This window comes from Streptomyces sp. NPDC052042 (assembly GCF_044548345.1).
Lineage (GTDB): Bacteria > Actinomycetota > Actinomycetes > Streptomycetales > Streptomycetaceae > Streptomyces.
The window spans coordinates 1,190,724-1,216,060 of the sequence record NZ_JBIUBU010000001.1 but is presented as its reverse complement, the minus strand read 5'-3'; the positions used below and the strand labels follow the sequence as shown (position 1 = coordinate 1,216,060).

Here is a 25,337-nt window from a genome sequence, read left to right as displayed (position 1 = left end):
CACCGGAAGCAACGATGCGTCACTCGGCGTCCACGGGTTGCTACGTTCTGTTTTCATGGGTATCCGAACGCGGTGCGAGACCTGGGGCGTGCGACGAGCGAGAGCAATGGTGCTCGCCGTCGCCGCCGTGGGTCTCCTCACCCGAATGCTGATCGCGGCCAACAAACCCGGACCGGCCGACGTACACATCTTTCGCGGTTTCGCCGAGGCCGTCGCGCGTTACGGCCCCATTCGGATCTACGAACAACCGCTGCCGGGACTGCCCGTCTACAACCATCCACCCCTGGCGGGATGGCTGCTGCTCGGTTTCCATGAACTCTCCGAACTCGGAATCCCGTTCGGAATCCTGATCAGGTCGCCCGCCTCGATCGCCGATTTCTGCTGTGCGCTCCTGGTCTTCGAAATCGTGCGCCGACGCCGCTCCATGGGCACGGCGGTCGCCTGCGGGGCGGGCGTCGCCCTCTGCCCCGTGCTCATCGCCACGTCCGGCTACCACGGAAACACCGACGCGGTCGCCATCACCTTCGCCCTGGCCGCCGCCCACCTGCTCGTGGACCGGAAGGCACCGCTGGCCGCCGGGCTGGCCGCGGCGCTCTCGATCAGCGTCAAGTTCATTCCGGTGGTGACGATTCCGGCGATGTTCGTCGTCGCGCTGCGGGCGGGGCGTCCGGCCCTCGTCCGCTTCACCGCCGCGTTCACCGCCCTGACCGCCCTCGTCTGGGGGCCCGTTGTGGCGACCGTGCCGCAGGACCTCAAGGAGAACGTCCTGGAGTACGCGGGCGGCGACCACCGCCTCTGGGGCGTCGTCCGGTTCGCCGACCTGTTCGGGCTGCCGGACGCCTTCATCGCGTTCGTCCAGGGCGGCGGGCACTTCCTCTTCGTGCTCACCTGTGCGGTGGCCGGGGCGTGGCTCGCCCGGTTGCGGCCCGTGCAACTGCCCGTCGTCGTCGGCCTCACGATGGGACTGCTGCTGCTGCTCTCCACCGCGTCCGCCCTCCAGTACCTGACCTGGGCGGCCGCCGGGCTCTTCCTCGTCGGGTTCTGGGAGGGCGCCGCGTACGGCTGCCTGCTGGGACTGACCGCGCTCCTCGGATACATGGGGCGTTCCGCCGTGCGCTGGAGCGAGACCGTGATGCACCTGGGCGAGGCCGGCTGGGTCGTCCTGGCCGTCGGCCTCGCCGGCGGGGTGCGCGCGATCCTCGCCGCGCCGGCGTCCGTGCCCTCCGCCCGGTGCGCCGCCGGGCCCGCCCCGCTCACCGCGCCCCGCTCCTCGCGGCCCGCCGGTTCCCCCGCCAAGTGACCCGCCGTCCCGCCGGGCCCCGGGCCCCGAACCTCCCGGCTCCCGCCCCCGGGCCACGGGCCGCAGGGCCATCGGGCCGCCGGACCTCCGGCCCCGAGCCGCCGAGCGCCGGACTCCTGGACCTCAGTACCGAGCACCGAGCACGACTGGAGAACGTTCCGTGAAGGAAAGCCCGAGCCCCAGGATCGGCATCCTGGTGGTCGCGTACAACGCCGAGACGACACTGGAGAGGACCCTCGACCGCATCCCGGAGGACTTCCGGTCCAAGGTCGCCGAGATCCTCATTCTCGACGACGCGAGCCATGACGCGACCTTCACCGCGGGCTGCCGCTGGTCGCAGACGGAGGGGATGCCGCGGACGGTCGTCATGCGGCACACCAAGAACCTCGGATATGGCGGGAATCAGAAGGCCGGCTACGCCCTGGCCGCCGACCACGGACTCGACATCGTCGTGCTGCTGCACGGCGACGGACAGTACGCCCCCGAACTCCTGCCCGAAATGGTCGCGCCGATCGAACGCGGCGAATGCGAGGCCGTGTTCGGCTCGCGGATGATGAAATCCGGCTCCGCCCTCAAGGGCGGTATGCCGATGTACAAATGGCTCGGCAACCGCATTCTCACCCGCCTGGAGAACGCCCTCCTCGGCTCGCGGCTCACCGAATTCCACTCCGGATACCGCGCCTACAGCGTCGCCGCGCTCAAAAAACTGCCGATCGACCGGAACACCGATGCGTTCGACTTCGACACCCAGATCATCGTCCAGCTCCTCGACGCCGGAATGCGGATCAAGGAGATCCCCGTCCCCACCTACTACGGCGACGAGATCTGCTACGTCAATGGCATGAAATATGCGAAGGACGTCATCAAGGACGTCCTCGAATACCGCTTCGCCGTCAAGGGATTCGGCACCTGTCCCTGGATCCCGAAACCCGTCGAGTACGCGTTCAAGGAGGGAGACGGCTCCTCGCACGCCGTCATCCTGGAGCGGATGCGCGGTCTGCCGCCCGGCCGGGTCCTCGATCTCGGCTGCTCGGGCGGCCTGTTCGCGCAGCGTCTCGAAGCCCTCGGCCACGTGGTGACGGGCGTCGACCTCGTCGAGGTCCCCGGGGTGCGCGAGAGGTGCAGCCACTTCCACCTCGCCGACCTGGAGGCGGGGTTGCCGGCGGAGGTCGGCACCGGCTACGACTACGTGGTCGCCGGGGACGTCATCGAGCACCTCTCCCGGCCCGAGCGGCTCCTCACCGAACTCGCGACCGTGCTGCGGCCCGGCGGCCATGTGCTGCTCTCCGTACCGAACTTCAGCCACTGGTACTCCCGGCTGCGGGTCGGGCTCGGGGTCTTCGACTACGACCGGCGCGGCATCCTCGACGAGACGCATCTGCGCTTCTTCACCCGGGCCAGCCTGCGCCGCACCGTCCGTGGCGCCGGGTACGACATCCTCCACATCACGTCCACCGGGGCTCCGTTCTGGGCACTGCTCGGCGGAGGGCCGCTCCCCGCGGTCCTCGGCGGGCTGTCGAAGCTGCTCACCCGGCTCCGGCCGACGCTGTTCGGCTATCAGCACGTCGCCCTGCTCACCCCGCACGCCGCCGAGACGATCATCGCTGGAGAGCACGTCGATGTTCAGGACATCCTCAACCGACAGTACGTCCCGGCCGACCGGGTCGGGGTCTGAGACGACGCGGCCGGTGACGCGGACGACCGGTCGGGCGTCCGGAGCGGCGTCCGGGGCGGCCGGCCCCGTACCGGAAGTGCCCAGGGCTGTACCGGAAGCGACCGGGACCGCACTGGAGGCGACCGGTCCGGTGTCCGGGGCGACCGTCCCCCGTCCCACCCCCGCCCCGTCGTCCGGGCCCCCGGCCGCCGCAGTCAGGAGCAAGACCTTGACCGTCCCCAGTCTGATGCTGCTGCTGTTCGCCGTGTTCTCCTCGGCGGGCGGCCAGATCATGCTCAAGCACGGGATGAAGGGGGCCGCTGCCGCCGCCGCGCACGGTGGCGGGTCCGTGGCCCTGCGTGCCGCGGCCAGTCCCTGGGTCGTCCTCGGCCTGCTGGTCTTCGCGGTGTCCGCCGTCGCCTGGATGACCACCCTGGCGACGGTGCCGCTGTCCATCGCCTATCCGTTCAACGCGCTCGGATATCTGCTGATCGTGCTGGCCGGGGCGACCGTGCTGCACGAACGGACCTCGCTGTGGACCTGGGGAGGCTCGCTGCTCGTGGTCATCGGGCTGATCACGGTGATGGCCGGGCAGCAACGCTGACCGCGCCGCCGGACGGGTCCCGCTCCCGGCCCGTCCGGCGGCGCTGCAGCTACTTCACCGCGCCCGCCATCACACCGGAGACGAACTGGCGCTGGAAGGCGAAGAAGACGGCCAGCGGAATGACCATCGAGACGAACGCGCCGGGGGCCAGCACGTCGATGTTGTTGCCGAACTGCCGCACCTGCTGCTGGAGCGCCACCGTGATCGGCGGCGATCCGGAGTCCGCGAAGATCAGCGCGACCAGCATGTCGTTCCACACCCACAGGAACTGGAAGATGCCGAGCGAGGCGATCGCCGGACCGCCCAGCGGCATCACGACCCGGGTGAAGAGCCGGAGCTCGCCCGCCCCGTCGAGCCGTGCCGCCTCCAGCAGCTCCCTCGGGATCTCCGCGAAGAAGTTCCGCAGCAGGAAGATCGCGAAGGGCAGGCCGAAGGCGGTGTGGAAGAGCACCACGCCGAACGTCGTCTCGAAGATCCCGACCGCGCCGAAGAGCTTCGAGACCGGTACGAGGGCGACCTGCACCGGGACCACCAGCAGCCCCACCACGACCAGGAACCACCAGTCGCGGCCGGGGAAGTCCATCCAGGCGAAGGCGTATCCGGCCAGGGAACCGAGGACGACGACGAGAACGGTCGACGGAACGGTGATCAGGACCGTGCTCAGGATGGAATGGGTGATCGTCGGATTGTCCAGCAGCCGGGCATAGTTGTCGAAGGTGAGCTGCGACGGGGCGGTGAACACCCGCCACCAGCCGCTGGAGGCGATGTCCTCCGCGCCGCGCAGCGAGGAGAGCAGCAGCCCGATGGTCGGCATCAGCCAGAACAGGCCCACCAGGACGAGGAAGACCCGCATCGCGCCGCCCCCGGCGCGGGCCGCGGCCCGGGCGGCCAGGGACCGTTCGGCCCGCACCGGCCCGGCCCCGGCGGACGTGGTCGAGGCGGTCGTCATCGGCGCCCCTCCTTCCGGATCCGGCGGATGTTGACGTACATCATCGGGAGCACCAGCAGCAGCAGGAGTACGGCGATGGCGCTGCCGATGCCGAGGTTCGCCTCGGTGCCGAACGAGGAGCGGTAGAGCTGGAGCGCCAGCACGTTCGCGTCGGCCAGCGAGGAGCCCGGCGCGATGATGAAGACCAGGTCGAAGACCTTCAGGACGTTGATCATCAACGTGACCAGCACCACCGAGAGGACCGGTGCGAGCATCGGCACCGTGATCCGGCGGAACACCTGCCACTCGTTGGCGCCGTCCACCCGGGCCGCTTCGAGGAGTTCGCGGGGCAGCCCGGCCAGGCCCGCGGCGATCAGCACCATCGCGAACCCGGCCCACATCCACACGTAGGAACCGATGATCGCCGGGGTGACGAGGGTCGGGCCGAGCCACTCGACACCGTTGTACGGCTCTGTGAAGTTCGATGCGGGGAGCCGGAGTTCGGCGCCGTCGGCGGAGGCGGGCAGGGTGAACACCCCGTCCGCGCCCGCGGTCGCCCGGGCCACCACCTCGCCGCCCCTGACGGCCTCGACCTCGACGCCCCTGAGCCCCAGCTCCTCGGGGTCGATGACGTTGGGCCGGCCACCGCCGCCCCGGGTGAAGTCCAGCCACACGGTGCCGGTGACCTTTCCGGGCTCGGCCGCGGCGGCCCGCGCGGGCTTCGCGTCCGAGGGCATCTTCGCCGGGGCCACGCCGACCAGGGGCAGCCGTACCGGCTGCCCGGCCCGCACCGGCTCCTTGGTGACGAACGAACCGCCGCCGCCCGCCTTCAGCGGATGCACGGGCAGCGGATGCGCGTTCGGGTAGCCCGCCGACTCGGCGAACGTGTCGTGCACCCCCACCCATACGGCGTTGGCGACGCCGCGCTCCGGGGCCTGGTCGTACACCAGCCGGAAGATGATGCCCGCGGCGAGCATGGAGATCGCCATCGGCATGAAGACGACCAGCTTGAACGCCGTTCCCCAGCGGACGCGTTCGGTCAGCACCGCGAAGATCAGCCCGAGGGCCGTGGCGACCGTCGGCGCGAACACCACCCAGATCGCGTTGTTCTGGATCGCCGTGCGGATGGTCTCGTCCGTGAACAGCGCCTTGTAGTTGTCGAATCCGGCGAAGCCCGTGCCCGCCTGGTCGAGGAAGGACCGGTAGACCGAGTACCCGATCGGGTAGACCACGAGCGCGCCGAGCAGCACCAGCGCGGGCGCCAGGAAGAGCGCGGCGAGCATCCGGCGGGTACCGGTCACGCTCCGCAGGCGGCGCCTCGGGGAGCCGGACGGGGCGCCCGCCGGACCCGCGTCCCCCGGACCGCCGGACGGCTTCCGGGGCGCGGGCAGCGGCGGACGCGCGGACGCATGAGGGTCGGCGGGGGGCACCTCGTCGGCGCCCCCCGCTGCGGCTGTCGTCATCGCGTCAGCTCTTGTACGCCTTGGCCGCTTCGGACTCCAGTCTCGCCTGGGTCCCCGCGATGTCCTTCGGGTTCTTCAGGAAGTCCTGGAGGATCTTCCACTCGCCCTTTCCGGGCGTCCCGCCGAACGACTGCGGGGCCTGGTCGGACATGTCGAACCGGACCGCGTCACCCGCCGCGACCAGCGCCTTCGCCATGGTGCGCTGCACCTCGTTCGGGTAAGCGGCGGGGTCCAGGGCCTTGTTCGGGGAGATGAAGCCGCCCTGCCCGGCCATGATCTGCGCCGCGTCGACCGAGCCCAGCCAGGTCAGCAGGGCCTGCGCACCCTTGCCGTCCTTCAGCGCCACCGCCGCGTCGCCGCCCGTCACCAACGGGGACTCGGGGCCGACGGCCGGGAACGGGAACACCTTGGCGTCGGTCCCGATCTTCGCCTTCGTCTGCGCGATGTTGACGGCCACGAAGTCGCCCTCGAACACCATCGCCGCCTTGGGCTGGTCGCCCCCGGTGAAGGTCTGGGTGACCGAGGTCGGGAACTCCGTCTGCAGCGCGCCGTCGGCGCCGCCCGCGATCAGCGACGGCTTGCCGAAGAGCTCGGCAAGGCTGATCAGCGCGTCCTTGACGGACGGGTCCGTCCACTTGATCTCGTGCTTGGCCAGCTGGTCGTACTTCTCCGGGCCCGCCTGGGAGAGGTAGACGTTCTCGAACCAGTCGGTGAGGGTCCAGCCGTCCGCGCCGCCGACCGAGACCGGGGCGACGCCCGAGGCGGAGACCGTCTCGGCCGTCGCGAGGAAGTCCTTCCAGGTCTTCGGCTCGGACGCGCCCGCGTTCTCGAACGCCTTGGCGTTGTACCAGATCAGGGACTTGTTGGCGGCCTTGAAGTAGACCGCGTACTGGGTGCCGTCCACCGAGCCGAGGTCCTGCCAGACCTTCGCGTAGTTCTTGGTCAACTGGGCCTTGGCCTCGGCACCGACCGGTTTGGCCCACTTCTTCTCGGCCGCCTGCTGGATCGCGCCGACCTGCGGGATCATCGCGATGTCCGGCGGCTGGCCGCCCGCGATCTTCGTACCGAGGAAGTTGATGATCGGGTCCTGCGCCGGGACGAAGGTGACCGTCGCTCCCGTGCGCTTCTCGAACTCCTTGAGCACCTTGACGAAGTTGGCCTGCTCCGCCCCGGTCCAGACCGCCGCGACCGACAGCTTCTCGCCGTCCAGCTTCGGCAGGACCACGTCCGACGCGCTCGGCTTGCCGCTTCCGGAGTTCCGGTCGGGCTCTCCCTTTCCGCTGTCGTCGCTGCCACCGCAACCGGTGAGGGCCAGTGTGCCGATGGCGGTGAACACCACGGCGGCTCTGCTGATCCGATGGGTCGTGCGCATAGCTTCCCCGTCTCTCACATCGTCGTGTGCGCACAGTCCTACGCTGCGTGTACGAGGCCCGCAATACCGCTTCCCGGAACAACTCCTTGATCGTGATGGGCTCGTGACGTGCCATCAAGGGAGGGCGCGGGGTGTGCGGGCGGTTCCGGCGGACGCATCGGACCGGATGCAGCGGACCGGACACACCGGGTCGGCGGCCCGGACCGGCCCCGCGGCAGGACGGGAACGGGCCGGGGCGGCCGGGCAGGGGCGGACGAGGTGGATGGGGCGGGGACGCTCAGGAGTGGACGGGCCCGAGCGGGGCCACCGGTTCGGCGTTCACCGTCCGCGCCGCCCGCTCCAGCGCACTCGCCAGCAGCGCCAGGTCCGTCGGGCCGTTGCCCAGCTCGCGGACCGGGCGGCGGGTCGGCGGGTCCCCCATCCGCTCCCAGTCCAGCGGGACGACGGTGGGCCGCGATGTCGCCGTACGCGGTATGCGTCCTGTCACCCGGCCGCCCTGGAACGGCGTCACCCGCCCGTCCGGATGGCCCAGGCGGCCGCGTCCGGGCTCCGGGTCCTCGGGCGAGCGCGGAACGGCCGGGGCGTCCAGCACGATGCGCAGCCGGGCTCCCTGAGCGAGGTCCGTGTCCTCCGTGCGCTCCGGGCGGGCCGATGCCGCGACCAGATGGACGCCGAGCCGGCCGCCCTCCCGGGCCACGGCCTCCAGCGCCCGAACGACCGAACCGGCGGCGGGGCGACCGGGATTGCCGAGCGAGGGGGCGACCAGCGCGTCGAAGTCGTCGACCAGGACGACCAGCCGGGGCAGCGGGGTCGGCCCGGGGACCTCGGGCCGCGCACCCGCGGGGCGCAGCCGGAGCGTCCCGCTCATCGGGGAGTCCAGGTCGCCGCGCTGCTCCGCGGCGCTCGGCGGGCGCTGGCCGACCATCCGCCGCGCCAGCTCCCGCTGCCGGTGCCACCCGCCGAAGTCCTCCTCGCCCAGCAGCTCGGCTCGCCGCTTCAGCTCACCGCCCAGCGCCTGCGCGAACTCCCGCATCCGCACCGGGTCGCAGGCCACCAGATGAGCGAAGGCGTGCGGGAGTTCGGCGCACGGGGCCAGGCCCTCGCCGCCGGAGCCGTCCACCAGCACGATGCCCAGCCGGTCGGGCCGGTCGGCGGCGGACAGCGAGGCGGCGACGGCGCGCAGCAGCTCCGTGCGCCCGCTGCCGGGCGGCCCCTCGACGAGGAGATGGGGGCCCTCCTCCGTCAGATCCACGCCGACCGGGCCCTGCGGCCCGGCGCCCAGCACCACGTAGGGGCGACCGAAGGCGGGGGCGGGGGACGCCCGTCTCCGGGTGGCGGCGGCCACCTCCGCGCCCGCGGCCCTTCCCGCCGCGGTGCCCGGGTCCGTGCCCGGGGCGGTGTGCGGGGCCACCGCGGCACGGGCTGCCACGGCTCCGCCCGCGCCACCTCGGCCACCCCCGCCGCTCCACGGACCGGATCCGGCGACCGTGCGGGCGTCCGGGGCGTCCGCGGGCGCCTCGCCGTAGCGCCCGCCGCTGACCCGTGGGGCGGCCCCGGAGCCCCGGCCCTCGTGGTTCGCGCGCCCCCCGGGCCCCTCGTCGGCCTCCGGCGCGCCCTGGGCCCCGTGCGCTCCGCGCACATCGTCGCGGGCCAGGCCGTGGCCGACCGCGCCGACATGCGTGACGGTCTCGCTGCCGGGGTACGGGGCGCGCCCCGGGGCGGAGCCGTACCCGCCCGGTCCGTACGACGGTCCGGCGACCGTGCGCTGGGCGCCCACGCGCGGGGTCACGCCGCGCGCCCGCTGGGCGGGGTACGGCGTGCGGCCCGAACCGGGGCCGTCCGCCTCGCCCGCGCCGCCGCTGCCGCTGCCCGCGGAGCCGACCGGCCGACGGGTGGCGGGCGCCGGGGAGGCGGGGCGCCGTTCGTCCGCCGCGGAGGCCCAGCGGGCCATCAACGAGGCCGGGGTGGCCCGGGCCAGGCCCAGCTCGTCCAGCAGCCGGGCGGAGAGCGGCAGCGCGGTCGAGACGGGTCCGTGCGCCGGGGCCGGGGCGTCCGTGCGCAGCGGGGCCAGGGCCCGGCCGAAGCGTTCCGCCCAGTGCGCCGACACCGCGTCCACCGCGGCGACGGTGCCGTGTCCGGCGGCCCGGCCGTCGGACGTGCGCAGCAGCCGCAGGGCCGTCGCCACGTCACCGCTCAGCATCGCGACGGCCCCGCACTCGCGGAACGCGATCGAGGCGTGACAGGCGTCCTCGTATGTTGCCGCGACCGGCGACGTGGGCGTGGCGGCCGACGTCTCGGCCAGACAGATCAGATGGATCCCGGCGGCGGCACCGGCGGCGGCCAGCCGGGCGGTGCTCTCGCGCAGCGCCGCCGAACCGGGGTCGCCGTCGACGACCAGCACCGTGAACGGCCCCGTGTGCCGTGCGGCGGCCTGCCCGACCGCGGCCCTGTCCTGGCTTGCCCAGCCGGGGCCGAGCAGCCCCTCGTCCAGGCGCCGTTCCAGCTCGGCCGTGCGGGCCGCCGCCTGTTCGCGGTCGTACGCGAGCAGCAGCCGGCAGTCCTGGCCGCGCGTCGGGCGCACATGGGGCAGCCAGCCGAGCCAGGCCCACTCGCGTCTGCGCTCCTCGGCGCCGCGCGACCGGTCCGTGCTGATCAGGACGATCTCCAGGTCGGCGGGGGAGTGCAGCGCGGCGAGCTGCGCCACCGTGGAACGGGCGAGTCCGGCCAGCCGGTTCCGCGGCCCGGCCAGGCCGAGCGAACCGGCCTCCCGCAGTCCCACGGTCACCGGTACGACGGGCAGTTCGGCCCGGTCGGTCGTGCCCAGCCGCACCACGAGCGCCTCCGGGTGAGCGGGGTCGCGCTCCCAGAGCCGGGGGCCGGGGCCGAGCGCGGTCAGCAGTACGGCCGCGGGGTCGGGCCAGACGCTTCCCGCCGCCGAGGCCGCGGGGGGCACCTCCGACGGCGTGTGCGGCGCCGCGGCGGATCCCGCTCCGTCGGGCGCCGCCTCATGAACGGCTTCGCCCCGGCTGCCCGCGAGCTTGCGCGCCCAGGCGCCTATCCCGCCGCGCCGGGGCGTGGCACCTTCCGGGAGGCCGGCGGAGGCGTCCTCCGGGAGGCCGGAGGAGGGACCGGGAGCGTCATCATGCCCGCCGTCGCCCCCCTCCCGCGTGTCCTGCGGGGCAGCCCCGGGCCCGGCTCCGGGGAAGACGGCCGGGGCGTGCCCGTGACCGGAGTCGTGCTCCCCGGGCCGCCCGCCCTCGGCGCCCGCCGTGCCGGACACCCGCAGGTGGCCCTCGCCGTCCGGCGCCGTCGCCAGCGTCGGCGTCCGCGCACCGGAGGCCAGCAGGAGTGTCGACTCGCCGAGCCTCAGCAGGGCGCCGGGCTTCAGCCGGACCGGGTGCTCGCGAACCGCCCGGCCGTCGAGCAGGGTGCCGTTGGTGGAACCCAGGTCCGCCACCGAGACCAGGCCGTCCTCGGCGACCGTCACCGCGCAGTGCACCCGGGAGACGTCCGGGTCGTCGAGCGGGACGTCCGCGTCGGCGGAGCGGCCGATGCTGACCCGGCCGCCGTGCAGCAGATGGACCCCGCCCGCGTCGGGGCCCGCCACCACGTGCAACTGCGCCGGAACGATCTCGTCCCCGGCCTCGTCCTCGCCCGGGACCTGGAGGGACAGCACGGCCCCGTCGAGCAGCGGGGGCTCACCCAGCGCGCACCGCTGCGGGTCGAGCCGCTCACGCCCGGCGAACAGCGCCACGGACCCGCCGGCGGGCGGCCCGTCGGGCCCGGAGACGGCCGAGGCCAGCTCGGACGCCACGGCGGCGAGCGCCGTCCCGGTCGGGGCGGTGACCAGCACGTCACAGGCGCGCGCCGGGGTCTGGCCGCTGCGCGGCGCGAGGACGGTCAGCCGGATCTGCATCGCCGTCAGCGGTCCCTTCTACGCGGGGCGCCGGGCAGGGGGAACGCCCTGTCGGTCTCCCCCACCCGGCACGGACGCGTCGTCCGGTACAGGATCGTCACGAGTCGCGGGGCTTCCCCTCCCGCGGCCCGTGCTGTAGGCATCCTCGCACCTGTCGGCGGCAATCCGCCCGGCGGCCGTCAGAAAATGATCTTGAATGGCCGAGTGTGCTCCCATAAGTGCCTGATCCGAGCGCATTGCGTGGCACGGGAACCCTCCCGGAGCTTCCTTCGGGGCCCCGGTGGCCGTTCCACGGCCCCGGTCCCCGCCGTATGCCCCCGGTCGCCGCCGCACGGCCCCGGTCCCACTGAATGCCCCAGACCCGCCCGACCCGGGACGGTGCGGCCCCGGACGCGGCAGGGAACGCGGGGAGCACGGGGCCCGGCAGGCGCGCGCGGTGCCCGTCGGCCGGGTGCGCGGCAACCATCGGTGGAAAAGGAGCGTCTTGTTCCGTGGCGGCGGGGTGCCGGACCCCGCCCGGCCGCCCGCCGGGCGACGGCGCCGGTCACGACGGCCCCCGGAGCCTCCGGTGCAGTGACCGGCGAACGTTGCCGGGAGCGGCACTAGAGTGGGCCGGACCCCCGGTGCGAATCCGGGGACACCGTGAACACCACGATCTGCAGGGAGCGCATGACGTGCGGCCGGTAGGCAGCAAGTACCTGCTTGAGGAGCCGCTGGGGCGCGGCGCCACGGGCACCGTCTGGCGAGCCCGCCAGCGGGAGGCAGCGGGCGCCGAGGCGGCCGTCGCCGGCGAGCCCGGCGCGACCGTGGCCATCAAGGTCCTGAAGGAGGAGCTCGCCAACGACGCGGACATCGTGATGCGGTTCCTGCGCGAGCGCTCGGTGCTGCTCCGGCTCACCCACGAGAACATCGTGCGCACCCGCGACCTGGTCGTCGAGGGCGATGTCCTCGCCCTCGTCATGGATCTGATCGACGGCCCCGACCTGCACCGGTACCTCCGCGAGAACGGCCCGTTCAGCCCGGTCGCCGCCGCGCTGCTCACCGCGCAGATCGCGGACGCGCTCGCCGCCAGCCACGCCGACGGCGTGGTCCACCGCGACCTGAAGCCCGCCAACGTCCTGCTCGACGAGCGCGACGGGCAGATGCGGCCCATGCTCACCGACTTCGGCATCGCGCGCCTGGCCGACTCCCCGGGGCTCACCCGGACCCACGAGTTCGTCGGCACCCCCGCCTATGTCGCGCCGGAGTCCGCCGAGGGCCGCCCGCAGACCTCCGCCGTCGACGTCTACGGCGCGGGCATCCTGCTGTACGAGCTGGTCACCGGCCGCCCGCCGTTCTCCGGCGGAACCGCCCTCGAAGTCCTGCACCAGCACCTCAGCGAGGAGCCCCGCCGCCCCACCACCGTCCCGGAACCACTGTGGACGGTCATAGAACACTGCCTGAGCAAGGACCCGGACCGCCGCCCCAGCGCGGAGAACCTCGCCCGCGCGCTGCGCACCGTCGCGGCCGGCATCGGCGTCCACGCCTCCGCCGCCGAGATCGCCGCGGCCGACGACGTGGCGTCCCTGCTCGCTCCCGACCCGTCGCCCGCGCACGTTCCGGAGCCCCCGGACGCCGCCGCCCCGACGCAGGTGCTGCCGAGCAACGCCGGCTCCTACGACCCCGGCGCCGCGACCAGCGTGCTGCCGCACACCTCCGGCCAGGACGGGCAGGCCGAACCGACCACGGTCATGCCGCCCATGCCCCCGCGCCCGGACGACCCCCCGCGCCCCGAGGGCCCGCATCCCTGGCAGTCCCAGCTCCAGGCGGCCCGCGACCGCAACGAGCAGACGCAGGTCCAGTACCTCGACCCCAGCCAGGACCCGCTGCGCCGCCGCCCCCAGCGGCCCCAGCCGCCGCAGCCCCAGCCCCAGCCCCGGCCGCAGCAGTACGCTCCGCAGCAGCCGTACGCCCCGCAGCAGTACCAACCGCAGCAGTACCAACCGCAGTTCCAGCCCCAGCAGCCCCAGCCGTACGCGCCCCCGCAGCAGCCCGCACCCCGCCCGCCCCGCGAGCCGAGCCCTCCCCGTGAACCGCGGCAGCGCAGCGCCAACCCGATGCGCATTCCCGGCCTCGGCTGCCTCAAGGGCTGCCTGTTCACGCTGGTCCTGCTCTTCGTCGCGGGCTGGCTGATCTGGGAACTGACTCCGCTTCAGGACTGGATCGGCCAGGGCAAGAGCTACTGGCAGGCCATCAGTGACACGATTTCCAATATCACCGACTGGGTCTCGAAAATCGGCGACATCGGCAAGAGCTGAACCGCCGTCCGACGCGAAGGCGTCGGCATGTCATCGACTCTGTAGCTATGTCGACTTCCGCGGGCCGGATTCCACCGCGATTCGCCCGCGGAAGCGAGGGCTGGCACCATCCCAGGCACTCAACCCCCCGGTCGGCGCGTAACTTTGTCGACCGGGGGTCGTGAGCGACGGTCCACCCGCCAGCCGCTGAGGGAGCAGTCTTGGCACGGAAAATCGGCAGCCGGTACACCGCCCACCAGATCCTGGGGCGAGGCAGCGCCGGAACGGTGTGGCTCGGCGACGGGCCCGAGGGCCCCGTGGCGATCAAGCTGCTCCGCGAGGACCTCGCGTCCGACCAGGAACTCGTGGGCCGTTTCGTCCGGGAGCGCACCGCCCTGCTCGGCCTGGACCATCCCCACATCGTCGCCGTCCGCGACCTCGTGGTGGACGGCAACGACCTGGCCCTGGTCATGACCCTGGTGCGCGGCACCGACCTGCGCACCCGTCTCGACCGCGAACGCCGCCTCGCCCCCGAGGCCGCCGTCGCGATCATCGCGGACGTCGCCGACGGCCTGGCCGCCGCGCACGCCGCCGGAGTGGTCCACCGCGACGTCAAGCCGGAGAACATCCTCCTCGACATGGAGGGCCCGCTCGGCCCCGGCAACGCGCACCCGGCCCTGCTCACCGACTTCGGCGTCGCCAAGCTGATCGACACCCCGGGCCGCACCAGGGCCAGCAAGATCATCGGCACTCCGGACTACCTGGCCCCCGAGATAGTCGAGGGCCTTCCGCCCCGTGCCGCAGTCGACATCTACGCCCTCGCGACCGTCCTGTACGAACTCCTGGCCGGCTTCACCCCGTTCGGTGGTGGGCACCCCGGCGCCGTGCTGCGCCGCCATGTGACGGAGACGGTCGTCCCCCTCCCCGGCATCCCCGAGGAGCTCTGGCAGCTCCTGGTCCAGTGCCTGGCCAAGGCCCCGGCCTCCCGGCTGCGCGCCTCCGAGCTCGCCTCCCGGCTGCGCGAGCAGCTTCCGCAGCTGGCCGGCATCCCGCCGCTGGACGTGGACGAGCCGGGCGCCGAGCCCGAAACCCGGGCGTACGACGAGCAGCCGTACGCCCCCGCCGAGTCGCCCCGCCGCCGCGGCGCCGTGCCGCTGGTCCCCGGCTCGTCCACGGACTCCAACCGCGACACCCACACCAGCATGCGCGTCCCGGCCCCCGACGAGCTCTCCGGCGGCCCCCTCGGCACCGCACGGGCCCCGCGCTCCCCGGGCGCGCCCCGCCCCGGCTCGGCCCGCAACAAGTCCGCGGCCGTCCGCAAGCGCCGCCTCACCCTGGGCGCCGCCGCCCTGGTGCTGGTGGCCGCGCTGGGTGTGGGCGGCTGGTTGATGCTGCGCGACGGCTCCTCGGACGTGCCCCCGCAGGAAACCGAGAGCTCGGCGCCGGAGACCCCCTGAGCCGAGGCGCCCGCACCACCGCGCCGAGAGCCGGCGGGGCCGTGACGCCCCGGACCAGCGGGGCGGTGAGGCCGCGGACCGGCGGGCCCGCGAACCGTGATTCAGCGGTGTCGGCGCATCGTGATCATGCCGTCCGGGGAATGTCCGCTCCGACAGCCGTTACGCTGGACCCGTGGCAGTCGTCGATATTTCCGAAGAGCTGAAGTCCCTCTCCTCGACCATGGGGTCCATCGAGGCCGTTCTGGACCTGGATGCGCTGAGGGCGGACGTCGCCGCGCTCGAGGAGCAGGCGGCCGCGCCCTCCCTCTGGGACGACCCCGAGGCGGCGCAGAAGATCACCAGCAAGCTTTCGCACCTCCAGGCCGAAGTCCGCAAGGCCGAGGCCCTCCGCGCCCGCATCGACGACCTCGGAGTCCTCTTCGAGCTCGCCCAGGACGAAGGAGACGCCGACGCGCTCGCCGAGGCCGAGGCCGAGCTGGAGGACGTCAAGAAGGCGCTGGACGAGATGGAGGTCCGTACGCTCCTCTCCGGCGAGTACGACGCCCGCGAGGCCCTGGTCAACATCCGGGCCGAGGCAGGCGGCGTGGACGCCGCCGACTTCGCCGAGAAGCTCCAGCGCATGTACCTCCGCTGGGCCGAGCAGCACGGCTACAAGACCGAGATCTACGAGACCTCGTACGCGGAGGAGGCCGGCATCAAGTCGACCACCTTCGCCGTCCAGGCCCCGTACGCCTACGGCACGCTCTCCGTCGAACAGGGCACGCACCGGCTCGTCCGGATCTCGCCCTTCGACAACCAGGGCCGCCGCCAGACGTCCTTCGCGGGCGTCGAGGTGCTGCCCGTGGTCGAGCAGACCGACCACATCGAGATCGACGAGTCCGAGCTGCGCGTCGATGTCTACCGCTCCTCGGGCCCCGGCGGGCAGGGCGTCAACACCACCGACTCCGCGGTGCGCCTGACCCACATCCCGACCGGCATCGTCGTCTCCTGCCAGAACGAGCGCTCGCAGATCCAGAACAAGGCGTCCGCGATGAACGTCCTCCAGGCGAAGCTCCTGGAGCGCCGCCGCCAGGAGGAGCAGGCCAAGATCGACGCCCTGAAGGGCGACGGTGGCAACTCCTGGGGCAACCAGATGCGGTCCTACGTCCTGCACCCGTACCAGATGGTCAAGGACCTGCGTACGGAGTTCGAGATCGGTAACCCGGAATCGGTCTTCAACGGCGAGATCGACGGCTTCCTGGAGGCGGGCATCCGCTGGCGCAAGCAGCGGGAGAAGTAGGCGGAGAAGCGACCGCCGACGAAGCGGCCGGCGGAGACGACCGACGGAAGAGCGACCGGTGCCGAAATCCCCCGACGGGGTTCGGGCGCCGGTCGCTTTTCCGTCGGAGCAGGTCACCGGACCGGTCCCAAGGGGGAGTTGGGGCTGGGCGCCGCACGGGCGGCGTGGCGAGTGCGTCACAGTCTCGCTGCTGAATGATGGCCAACTGCGAGCAAAGCGGGGCACATTGCTTGGAACGGCCTTGACGTAATTCTTAACTGTGGACAGGGTGCTAGAGCAGCATGCGTATGTCCGGGACGGGTGTGAGCGGGGGCGGGCGGCATGGCTACGACTCGATGTGGCGCCGTTCGGAGCGAACCCCGCGGAGCCGAGGCCCACATATGGCTGCTCCACTGACGAGAACAGCTACTGGGGGTAGCAACAGATGACCAAGAAGACGCGAGTACGCGTCGCGCGGATCACCGCCGGTGCGGTGATCGCCGCAGGTGCCTCGCTCACCGCTGCCGGTGCGGCGTCGGCCACCGGAATGGTCGATGTGAACGTGCCCGGCCTGTCCGCGAAGGCCGAGGTCGACAACACCAGTGTGGAGCTCGACGCCGGTCTGGGACTGGAAGGCGGGTCGGAAGGCGGGTCGGAGGGCGGGTCGGAAGGCGGTGACGCCGCCGGTGGCGCCGATGTCGGCGGTGGCGGTGACGCCGCGGGTGGCGCCGATGTCGGCGGTGGCGGTGACGCAGGTGGCGGTGACCAGTCCGGCGGTGGTGACCAGTCCGGTGGCGGTGACCAGTCCGGTGGCGGTGACCAGTCCGGCGGTGGAGACCAGTCCGGCGGTGGAGACCAGTCCGGCGGCGGTGACCAGTCCGGCGGTAACGGCAATGGTGACCAGTCCGGCGGTAACGGCAATGGTGGCCAGCAGTCCGGCGGTAACGGCAATGGTGGCCAGCAGTCCGGCGGTAACGGCAATGGTGGCCAGCAGTCCGGCGGCAACGGCAACGGTGGCCAGCAGTCCGGCGGCAACGGCAACGGTGGCCAGCAGTCCGGCGGCAACGGCAACGGTGGCCAGCAGTCCGGCGGCAACGATTCGTCCGGCACGTCCGGGAACGGTTCGTCCGGCACCACGGGCAGTGCCTCCTCCGGCACCACCGGCTCCGGTACCGGTGGGGCCGACACCTGCACCGTCGACCACAACGGCGCGAAGTGCGCCGACAACACCAACCCGAACTCCGTCGGCAACCAGCCGGTGGAGCAGAGCAAGGGCAAGGACGAGCTCGCCGAGACCGGTGCCGCCGAGACCACGTTCCTGCTGGTCGGCGCCGCGACGATGATCGCCGGAGGCATCGGCTTCCGGATCCTGCCGCGTCTGGTGGGCGGCCGTACCGTCGCCTGAGGACGATCGCGCGACGCGTAGTGTTCACAAGGGTGCCACGCATACGCGCAAGGGGCCCGGGACGCCGATGACCGGCATCCCGGGCCCCTCCGCATGACCGCACACGTACACACCCGCCGTAACCGCCCGCTCGCACCCGGTGCGCGTTGGTCCGGCCCTCCGGCGCGTGCCTCCGTCCGCCACGGGACGGGGTGCGCGGACCGGCTCCGTGCGGTCGCCGCTACACGGTCTGGTGCGCCAGCAGTGCCAGCGCGCCCAGCATCACCACCAGCAGGGCCACCAGCGTCACGGGGCTCAGCCCCGCGAGGACGCCCTGCTCCTGCTGCAGCCGTTCCCGGCTCGCCCGGCACGTGGGGCAGCGGCCCTCGTTCACGGGCGCCGCGCAGTTCGCGCACACCAGTCGGTCGTAGGTCATGCGCTTTCCTCCTCTCGCGCGGCGGAGCCGCATGTGCCTTCTCTCCGCACAACGCTCACGGAAACGCAACCGTTCCCCCTCCCACTGTGCCAGCTTGCGCGGATTTCGGCGCGGCCCGCCCGGCATCGCCCGTTCCGCATCGTTCCCGCCCCTGCTCCCGGCTGGTTCCGTTCCCCCATAAATCGCCCATGACCGGACGTCCGCCTGCACGCGTAAGGCCGGTTCGCGTATGGTCACGCACACCTACTCCCGGCCGACCGTGGTGCATCCGTGATCCGATTCGACAACGTCTCCAAGACCTACCCGAGGCAGAGCCGCCCGGCTCTCCGGGATGTGTCGCTCGAAATCGAGAAGGGCGAGTTCGTCTTCCTGGTGGGCTCCTCCGGCTCAGGCAAGTCCACCTTCATGAAACTCATGCTCCGCGAGGAGCGCGCCAGCACGGGCTCGGTCCACGTTCTGGGCAAGGACCTCGCCCGCCTGTCCAATTGGAAGGTGCCGCACATGCGCCGCCAGTTGGGCACGGTGTTCCAGGACTTCCGGCTCCTCCCCAACAAGACCGTCGCGCAGAACGTGGCGTTCGCGCAGGAGGTCATCGGCAAGCCGCGCGGCGAGATCCGCAAGGCGGTGCCCCAGGTCCTCGACCTGGTCGGCCTCGGTGGCAAGGAGGACCGGATGCCCGGCGAGCTCTCCGGTGGTGAGCAGCAGCGCGTGGCGATCGCGCGGGCGTTCGTGAACCGTCCCATGCTGCTGATCGCGGACGAGCCGACCGGTAACCTCGACCCGCAGACCTCCGTCGGCATCATGAAGCTGCTGGACCGGATCAACCGGACCGGTACCACCGTGATCATGGCGACCCACGACCAGAACATCGTCGACCAGATGCGCAAGCGCGTGATCGAGCTGGAGCAGGGCCGTCTCGTACGTGACCAGGCCCGCGGCGTCTACGGCTACCAGCACTGATCATCCAGCACTGAAAGGACGCCATGCGCGCCCAGTTCGTCCTGTCGGAGATCGGCGTCGGCCTCCGTCGCAACCTCACGATGACCTTCGCCGTCGTCGTCTCCGTCGCCCTCTCGCTCGCCCTGTTCGGCGGCGCGCTGCTCATGCGCGAACAGGTCAGCACGATGAAGGACTACTGGTACGACAAGGTCAACGTCTCGATCTTCCTCTGCAGCAAGAACGATGTGACCTCGACGCCCAAGTGCGCCAAGGGGGCCGTCACCGCCCAGCAGAAGAAGGAGATCGAGGCCGATCTCACCAAGATGGACGCGGTCCAGAAGGTCACGTACGAGTCGTCCGACGAGGCGTACAAGCACTACCAGCAGCAGTTCGGCGACTCGCCCATGGCCGGCAACATCACGCCGGACCAGATGCAGGAGTCGTTCCGGGTCAAGCTGCACGACCCGAAGAAGTACAAGGTCGTCGCCACGGCCTTCGCGGGCCGTGACGGGGTGCAGTCCGTCCAGGACCAGAGGTCGATCCTGGACAACCTCTTCGGTCTGATGAACGGCATGAACGTGGCGGCCATCTTCGTGATGGTGCTGATGCTGGTGATCGCGCTGATGCTGATCGTGAACACCGTCCGGGTGTCCGCGTTCAGCCGACGGCGGGAGACGGGCATCATGCGGCTGGTCGGCGCCTCCGGTTTCTACATCCAGATGCCGTTCATCATGGAGGCCGCGTTCGCCGGCCTCATCGGCGGCGTGCTCGCCTGCGTGATGCTGCTGGCCGGGCGGTACTTCCTGATCGACGGCGGTCTGGCGCTCCAGAGCAAGCTGACCCTGATCGACTTCATCGGCTGGGAGGCGGTCCTCACCAAGCTGCCCCTGGTGCTGGCGATCGGGCTGCTGATGCCCGCCGTTGCCGCTCTCCTCGCACTCCGCAAGTACCTCAAGGTGTGACGAGTGCCCCGCGGGGAGGCGGTCAACCGTCCGTGCGCCCGCGGGGTGTTGTCCTAGACTCGGCGCCATGTCGGGTCCCGCACGGTGTTTCGCGCCCCGCGGTGTGCGCCGCGGGGCCGCTCTGAGCTTGGTCTTCGTGTCCGTGCTGGCCACCGCCGCGGCCACCGGCTCGCTGCCGCGCGACAAGGCGAAGTCCCCATGGCCGGCGGCCCGTTCCGCGGCCCCCCTCAACGCCGCCTCCGCTCCCGCCGTCGACGGCGACGAGGTGGCCTCGGCCGCCGCCCGCGCCGTGGCCGACGGCAAGTCCGGTACGGAGGCGGCCGAGCGGGTCGTCAGCCGGAGCGGGGACCGCTGGGGCGCGGTCTACGACGAGCGGCAGTACGAGGAGTTCGAGCAGGCCCTCGACGGCTCGTACACCGGCGTCGGGATCGCCGCCAGACGCGCGGCCGACGGACGGGTCGAGGTGGCCCGGGTGCAGCCGGGCAGCCCCGCCGAGCGGGCCGGTATCGCGCCGGGCGACCTGCTCCGCACGATCGACGGGCGGCGGATCGACGGACGCCCCGTCGCGGAGGCCGTCGCCCTGTTGCGCGGGGACCGTACGGGGGCGGCGGCGGGCAGCACTGTGGTCCTGGGAGTCCAGCGCGGCTCCGCCCTCCGCGCGAAGAGGCTGCACCGGGCCAGGCTCAGCACCGAGGCGGTCACCGTCCGGCGGCTCGGACCGGACCGGATCGCACCCTCGGCGGCGGTGCTGATCGACGTCGACTCGTTCACCAGGGGGTCGGGGGCCGAGGTGCGGGACGCGGTCCGCGGGGCCCCGGCCGGTGCCGGGGTGCTGCTGGACCTGCGGGGCAACTCCGGCGGCCTGGTCACGGAGGCGGTCACCGCCGCCTCCGCCTTCCTGAACGGGGGCCTGGTCGCCACGTACGACGTCCGCGGAGAGCAACGGGCGCTCTACGCGGAGCCGGGCGGTGACACCGACCGCCCCCTCGTCGTCCTCGTCGACGGCGGCACGATGAGCGCCGCCGAACTCCTCACCGGGGCGCTCCAGGACCGGGGCCGCGCCGTCACCGTCGGCTCGCGCACCTTCGGCAAGGGATCGGTCCAGATGCCCAGCAGGCTCCCGGGCGGCGCGGTGGCCGAACTGACCGTGGGCCACTACCGCACCCCCGCGGGCCGCGGTGTCGACGGCCACGGCATCACTCCGGACCTGGTGGTCGAATCCCGGGCCGAGCAGCGGGCCGAAACGGTATTGAGTGGCCTCGGAGGCGGCTCGTAGTGCGAAAATGGCCGCACTATGGCCAAGGAAAAAAACACCGGGCGCAAGCTCATCGCGCAGAACAAGAAGGCGCGGCACGATTACCTCATCCTCGACACCTATGAGTGCGGTCTCGTCCTCATGGGCACCGAGGTCAAGTCCCTGCGGCTGGGCCGGGCCTCCCTGGTGGACGGCTTCGTCCAGATCGACGGGGGCGAGGCGTGGCTGCACAACGTCCATGTACCGGAGTACGTGCAGGGCACCTGGACCAACCACGCGGCCAGGCGGAAGCGGAAGCTGCTGATGCACCGGGCCGAGATCGACAAGCTGGAGTCGAAGTCGAGCGAGACGGGCCACACCATCGTGCCCCTCGCGCTGTACTTCAAGGACGGCCGGGTCAAGGTCGAGATCGCGCTCGCCAAGGGCAAGAAGGAGTACGACAAGCGGCAGACCCTGCGCGAGAAGCAGGACCTGCGCGAGACGAACCGCGCGATCGCGGCGGCACGGCGGCGTCAGCGTGCCACCGGCTGAGCCGGGGGACGTCGGATCGGCGGGTGCTGGAGCACGACGGGCGGCCGGGCGGACCCATGGGTCCCCGGCGGCGACGGTCCGTGACCGGGCCGGGACGTCCGGCTGCCGACCGGGGCCCGCGGGAATAGGCTGGCATCGTCATGCGTTGGTCACGTACGATGGCATCGCACCTCACAGCGGGTGCACGCATTGAAAACACAACATGGGGATGATCGGTTTCGACAGCGGCTGTCGAAGCAGGGGAAGCGTGTCGAGGAAGCGGCAATGATCTCGTAAACCATATGTCGCAACCAATAATCGCCAACACCAAGCGCGATTCCTTCGCCCTCGCTGCCTAAGTAGCGACTTGCGAAGTGTCAGCCCGGGGGTGATCCCGACCCGGATCCTGGCATCATCAAGGGATCTAAACTCCTAGACCCGGTCACGGGGCCTGGGAGGAAATCAAACAGTGACTGAGCCCGTCGGAGACTTGTTCGCGTGATCTCCGGGGCCGAGAAAAGCGCAGCGAACTGCACACGGAGAAGCCCTGATTCCGCACCGTTGGACGCGGGTTCGATTCCCGCCATCTCCACAATTCCCATGTGATCGAGGACCCCGTTGCCCACGCGGCAGCGGGGTCCTCGTGCTTTTCCGGACCTCGGGCCTGCGATTTCGTCGTAGCGCAGGGGGCACCCCTCTATGCGGGAGCACCCTGGGAGCAGCACGCTCATGGGAGCACAGGCAGAGCGCAGGCAACGAGATCAGTGCCGACGCTCTGGGATCTGCCCGGTCCTCGTCTCCTCTCCCCACGCGCCGATGCCCGCCCGCCACACGCCGGCCATCCGCGTGCCTGTGGGCCCGTTGTCGCGTTCCACGTAGCCGCTGACACGGCCTCGAATGTGCACGAGGGACGTCCGAGGCCAACGGCGCAGCGGTCAGCCCTTGGTGGGGGCGTAGTAGTTGCCGAGCATGTCGGTGACCCATTGGGGCTGGTGGACCTCGCCCCGGGGGCCCATCTCCTTGAACCAGGGCTTCACTTCGATGACCGGGGTGCCGTCCACGGCATCAAGATCTTCGACATGAAGGTCCAGGCCGTCCACCTTGACCAGACGGCAGCGGGAGACGCCGAGCCGGTTGAGACGGCGCATGTTGCGGTGGCCGACGAAGCCGACTTCGGGCCAGTCGGGATTGTCCCGAGGACGGCGGGCACCGAGGGGGAGGGCGACGGGGTCGGTCAGGTGGAAGCGGAAGACCACGTCGAGGTGGGAGAACTCTTCCAGCCTCTGCGTGGCCTCCAAGGGGAAGCGGCCGTCAAGGCGGATGATCGCACGGGTGCCGCCCCAGTAGTCGTCAGTCGGCTCGGTGCGGCCTCCGACGACGTGGCCCAGTGCCTCTACCTCGAATTTCTCTGCCATCAGGTTCCTTCCAGAGTCGGGCTGTAGCGGCCAGGTAGGCCGCAGCCCGGGTGTCCACGGTGGTGGCGGATCGGATGCCGCGGCGGCGAAGTGGGGAGAGGGCCGCTCGCATGTCGGCAGCCGCCTTGCGGGTGCGTGCGGACCGGACGCCGTCCATGGCGTCCAGGGACGCGGACCACGTCGCGCAGGCCTCTTCGGCGCCCCGCCTTCGGGGCGATCGCTCGGGCTGTAAGTCGCCGCTCGCTGTTGCGGCCTGTGTTGTTGGATATGGGAGGCGTACCGCATCAGGTAGTAGACCGCCTTGCCCAGCAGCCGGAGCATAGCGGCCGAGTCACCGTCCTGCTCGCAGAACAGGCCACGGGCGTGGCCCACGGTGGCGGTCGCAATGTCCCGGGCCCGGGAGTCGGCCAGGCCCATCGCGTACTCCTCGGCCGGGTCGGCGAGTAGTCCGATGTAGGAGCGGAGCCGCTGGCGGACCTCGTCGGCCGCCGGACCGGCCGGCCGCCCCTGAGCGAGCGCGAGCGCCAGGTCCACGTCCCGGCCCATGTCGATCCAGGTCGGGGGCGTCTCGGTCACCGCGCTCACCGCCCGGTCTGCTCGTCGGTCCGGCGGTGCTCGACCTCCTTGCGGCCCGGTGCGGGCCGGGAAGGTGTTCCAGCCATGCTGGGCCCGTGTGAGCAGACTGGTGGACGGGTGGCCGTCGGACAGGCTCGTGCCGGAGGCGCGGATTGGAAGCGCGGGCTCGGAACGGTCGGGCTGGGTGCTCATGCCAATCTCCGTGTGCGGCGGGTTCCGCCGCACATTTGTGTCGGGGCCCGTAAGGGCGGTGGGCTTTGCTGACATTCAGTGAACGCGCGGCAGCGCCCCGGAACTGACACACGTTGTGACAGTCTCGGGGCGCTGTGTGACAGTCTGGATAAAGGGGCTTTACGCTGTGCCGACACTACGTACAGCCAGTGCCGCTCACGGCACTAGAGCTGGGCGCCGCACCAGGAGGCGTAGCCGATGAGGGCGTCCGGGGTGCGCCGGGCGACGTGCACCAGCCCGGCGACGGTTTCGCGGACGGACGGGTGGTACTTGGCCTGCTGCGGTGCCACCTTCCGCGCCTTTAGTAGGGAGACGAGGGCGGCGTCGGTCTTGCCGGTCCAGAGCTGGGAGCGGGCGGTGTCGATCCAGAAGTGCCCCAGCCGGTCGGGAAAGTAGTCCGCCGGGGGCTGCACCAGCTTGGCGAGCTGGAGTGACTTGCTGTGGTTGCCCAGCTCCATCTCCACCGCAGCCGCGTGGATCGCCACATTGGTCGGCCCGAACGACTGGACGTGCGCCCCGTCCCCTTCCCCGCCGACGACTTCACGACCCAACTGTTCCGCTAGGCGGCGGGCTTCGGCCAGCTCGTCCCGGGCAGAGTCGGCGTTGCCTTGCCGGGTGGCCAGCATTGCTGCCCGCAGGTGCAGATTCCCGGCGGAGCAGAGGGCGGGGAGTTCCCCGGCGCACACGCCCTGGTCGATGGTCTCGCGGGCCTTGGTGATGATCTTCCGTCCGACCTCGTGCCGTCCGGCGGCGAACGTCGAGTAGGCGCGCATGTAGCCGTACAGGCTCATCAGATACGGGTCGCCTGCGCGCCGGGCGGAGTAGTCCATGCGGGAGAGCAGCAGCGACACCAGATCCGACAGGCCGAGCCCGTAGGCGACGTCGTAGGCGGACCGGTACACGTGCGCGAGAAGCCGGTGCGCCTCTTCAGCCGACCGGCCCTGCGCGGTCTGGGAGACCTGGACCAGTTCATCCACGAGCGGGGGTGTCATGGCGACGATCCGCCCGAAGTTCGCCCCCCTGCGGGCGAGGAGCACGGCGCGCACGTCGGCGGCGATTTCCGGCAGGGCGCGCACGGGGAGTTCGTCCAGTGGGAAGTCATAGTTGTCGAGCGCGGCGCGCAGGTCGGCCAAGGGGCTGTCGAGGCGGTCGTGGGTGTGGTCGGTGGTGTAGGGCTGGCCGGTGAAGGTGGTGACGGGTACGCCCATGGCCCGCGCTACGGCGGCGATGAACGAGCCGCTGGCGGGGCGGCGGCCCTGTTCGACCTTCACCAGGAGCGAGTAGGAGACGGCTGCTCTGCTGGCGAGTTGGTTTTGCGTCAGGCGGTGCAGGCGCCGGTAGGCGGCGATTCGTGACCCTGTTCCGATGCCAGTAGGCGTGGGCATACTGAGCTCCGTCCTC

At 71.7% G+C, this 25,337-nt stretch carries 18 protein-coding genes and 1 other RNA gene; 12 read left to right on the top strand and 7 right to left on the bottom strand.

All coding sequences use genetic code 11. The features are described from left to right. Positions 1–55 precede the first annotated feature (55 nt). The 3 genes from ACIHCL_RS05150 (at position 56) to ACIHCL_RS05140 (ending at position 3,558) form a co-directional block, all read left to right on the top strand. Positions 56–1,300: a glycosyltransferase family 39 protein gene (locus ACIHCL_RS05150; protein WP_399857004.1), complete on the top strand. Its 1,245-nt coding sequence runs from the start codon at positions 56–58 to the stop codon at positions 1,298–1,300. Between the two features lie 160 nt (positions 1,301–1,460). After that, positions 1,461–2,975 (top strand): methyltransferase domain-containing protein, encoded by a 1,515-nt coding sequence (locus ACIHCL_RS05145; RefSeq protein ID WP_399857002.1) that lies wholly within the window; start codon positions 1,461–1,463, stop codon positions 2,973–2,975. Positions 2,976–3,183: 208 nt separating this feature from the next. After that, a complete protein-coding gene (locus ACIHCL_RS05140; RefSeq protein ID WP_399857001.1) occupies positions 3,184–3,558 on the top strand; it encodes a hypothetical protein in 375 nt (124 codons plus the stop codon). Between the two features lie 49 nt (positions 3,559–3,607). Here ACIHCL_RS05140 and ACIHCL_RS05135 read toward each other — a convergent pair whose 3' ends face one another. The 4 genes from ACIHCL_RS05135 to ACIHCL_RS05120 form a co-directional block, all read right to left on the bottom strand. Then, positions 3,608–4,507, bottom strand: coding sequence for a carbohydrate ABC transporter permease (locus ACIHCL_RS05135; protein WP_399857000.1), 900 nt, complete (start codon positions 4,505–4,507; stop codon positions 3,608–3,610). Further along, positions 4,504–5,949 carry a carbohydrate ABC transporter permease gene (locus tag ACIHCL_RS05130; protein WP_399856998.1) on the bottom strand — a complete coding sequence of 482 codons (1,446 nt, stop codon included), beginning with the start codon at positions 5,947–5,949 and terminating at the stop codon, positions 4,504–4,506. The genes ACIHCL_RS05135 and ACIHCL_RS05130 overlap by 4 nt, the downstream gene beginning before the upstream one ends. A 4-nt stretch (positions 5,950–5,953) precedes the next feature. After that, entirely contained in the window at positions 5,954–7,321 is a 1,368-nt protein-coding gene (locus tag ACIHCL_RS05125; protein WP_399856997.1) for an ABC transporter substrate-binding protein, read from the bottom strand. A gap of 277 nt (positions 7,322–7,598) precedes the next feature. Then, positions 7,599–11,237: an FHA domain-containing protein gene (locus tag ACIHCL_RS05120; protein ID WP_399856996.1), complete on the bottom strand. Its 3,639-nt coding sequence runs from the start codon at positions 11,235–11,237 to the stop codon at positions 7,599–7,601. Positions 11,238–11,911: 674 nt separating this feature from the next. Here ACIHCL_RS05120 and ACIHCL_RS05115 point away from each other — a divergent pair. The 4 genes from ACIHCL_RS05115 to ACIHCL_RS05100 all read left to right on the top strand — a co-directional run bounded on the left by ACIHCL_RS05115 (position 11,912) and on the right by ACIHCL_RS05100 (position 17,633). After that, the gene (locus ACIHCL_RS05115) at positions 11,912–13,534 is read left to right on the top strand and encodes a serine/threonine-protein kinase (RefSeq protein WP_399856994.1); all 1,623 of its coding nucleotides are present in this window, start codon (positions 11,912–11,914) and stop codon (positions 13,532–13,534) included. Between the two features lie 200 nt (positions 13,535–13,734). Continuing rightward, the gene (locus ACIHCL_RS05110) at positions 13,735–14,970 is read left to right on the top strand and encodes a serine/threonine-protein kinase (protein WP_399856992.1); all 1,236 of its coding nucleotides are present in this window, start codon (positions 13,735–13,737) and stop codon (positions 14,968–14,970) included. Between the two features lie 172 nt (positions 14,971–15,142). After that, positions 15,143–16,249 (top strand): peptide chain release factor 2, encoded by a 1,107-nt coding sequence (prfB, locus tag ACIHCL_RS05105; RefSeq protein WP_399856991.1) that lies wholly within the window; start codon positions 15,143–15,145, stop codon positions 16,247–16,249. Between the two features lie 424 nt (positions 16,250–16,673). Beyond that, entirely contained in the window at positions 16,674–17,633 is a 960-nt protein-coding gene (locus ACIHCL_RS05100; protein ID WP_399856989.1) for an LPXTG cell wall anchor domain-containing protein, read from the top strand. A gap of 220 nt (positions 17,634–17,853) precedes the next feature. Here ACIHCL_RS05100 and ACIHCL_RS05095 read toward each other — a convergent pair whose 3' ends face one another. Then, a complete protein-coding gene (locus ACIHCL_RS05095) occupies positions 17,854–18,048 on the bottom strand; it encodes a hypothetical protein (RefSeq protein WP_399856987.1) in 195 nt (64 codons plus the stop codon). Between the two features lie 270 nt (positions 18,049–18,318). Here ACIHCL_RS05095 and ftsE point away from each other — a divergent pair, with 270 nt between their 5' ends. The 5 genes from ftsE (at position 18,319) to ssrA (ending at position 22,309) form a co-directional block, all read left to right on the top strand. Then, positions 18,319–19,008: a cell division ATP-binding protein FtsE gene (gene ftsE, locus ACIHCL_RS05090; RefSeq protein WP_399856985.1), complete on the top strand. Its 690-nt coding sequence runs from the start codon at positions 18,319–18,321 to the stop codon at positions 19,006–19,008. A 23-nt stretch (positions 19,009–19,031) separates the two neighbouring features. Next, entirely contained in the window at positions 19,032–19,949 is a 918-nt protein-coding gene (gene ftsX, locus ACIHCL_RS05085; RefSeq protein WP_399856983.1) for a permease-like cell division protein FtsX, read from the top strand. Positions 19,950–20,016: 67 nt separating this feature from the next. Further along, entirely contained in the window at positions 20,017–21,225 is a 1,209-nt protein-coding gene (locus ACIHCL_RS05080; protein WP_399856981.1) for a S41 family peptidase, read from the top strand. A gap of 18 nt (positions 21,226–21,243) precedes the next feature. After that, positions 21,244–21,735 carry an SsrA-binding protein SmpB gene (smpB, locus tag ACIHCL_RS05075; RefSeq protein WP_399856979.1) on the top strand — a complete coding sequence of 164 codons (492 nt, stop codon included), beginning with the start codon at positions 21,244–21,246 and terminating at the stop codon, positions 21,733–21,735. A gap of 204 nt (positions 21,736–21,939) precedes the next feature. Continuing rightward, positions 21,940–22,309, top strand: a transfer-messenger RNA (tmRNA) gene (ssrA, locus tag ACIHCL_RS05070). 340 nt (positions 22,310–22,649) lie between these two features. On the opposite strand, the gene ACIHCL_RS05065 is transcribed toward ssrA, so the two are convergent. Continuing rightward, the gene (locus ACIHCL_RS05065) at positions 22,650–23,897 is read right to left on the bottom strand and encodes a TrmO family methyltransferase (protein WP_399856977.1); all 1,248 of its coding nucleotides are present in this window, start codon (positions 23,895–23,897) and stop codon (positions 22,650–22,652) included. 203 nt (positions 23,898–24,100) lie between these two features. After that, a complete protein-coding gene (locus ACIHCL_RS05060) occupies positions 24,101–25,321 on the bottom strand; it encodes a helix-turn-helix domain-containing protein (protein ID WP_399856976.1) in 1,221 nt (406 codons plus the stop codon). Positions 25,322–25,337: the final 16 nt, after the last annotated feature.

Coding starts and splice junctions, on each gene's coding strand:
- ACIHCL_RS05120 (WP_399856996.1), bottom strand. CDS start 11,237: ATGCAGATCCGGCTGACCGTCCTCGCGCCGCGCAGCGGCCAGACCCCG.
- ACIHCL_RS05060 (WP_399856976.1), bottom strand. CDS start 25,321: ATGCCCACGCCTACTGGCATCGGAACAGGGTCACGAATCGCCGCCTAC.
- ACIHCL_RS05080 (WP_399856981.1), top strand. CDS start 20,017: ATGTCGGGTCCCGCACGGTGTTTCGCGCCCCGCGGTGTGCGCCGCGGG.
- ACIHCL_RS05135 (WP_399857000.1), bottom strand. CDS start 4,507: ATGACGACCGCCTCGACCACGTCCGCCGGGGCCGGGCCGGTGCGGGCC.
- ACIHCL_RS05100 (WP_399856989.1), top strand. CDS start 16,674: ATGACCAAGAAGACGCGAGTACGCGTCGCGCGGATCACCGCCGGTGCG.
- ACIHCL_RS05095 (WP_399856987.1), bottom strand. CDS start 18,048: ATGACCTACGACCGACTGGTGTGCGCGAACTGCGCGGCGCCCGTGAAC.
- ACIHCL_RS05125 (WP_399856997.1), bottom strand. CDS start 7,321: ATGCGCACGACCCATCGGATCAGCAGAGCCGCCGTGGTGTTCACCGCC.
- ACIHCL_RS05065 (WP_399856977.1), bottom strand. CDS start 23,897: ATGAGCACCCAGCCCGACCGTTCCGAGCCCGCGCTTCCAATCCGCGCC.
- ACIHCL_RS05150 (WP_399857004.1), top strand. CDS start 56: ATGGGTATCCGAACGCGGTGCGAGACCTGGGGCGTGCGACGAGCGAGA.
- ftsX (WP_399856983.1), top strand. CDS start 19,032: ATGCGCGCCCAGTTCGTCCTGTCGGAGATCGGCGTCGGCCTCCGTCGC.
- smpB (WP_399856979.1), top strand. CDS start 21,244: ATGGCCAAGGAAAAAAACACCGGGCGCAAGCTCATCGCGCAGAACAAG.
- ACIHCL_RS05130 (WP_399856998.1), bottom strand. CDS start 5,949: ATGACGACAGCCGCAGCGGGGGGCGCCGACGAGGTGCCCCCCGCCGAC.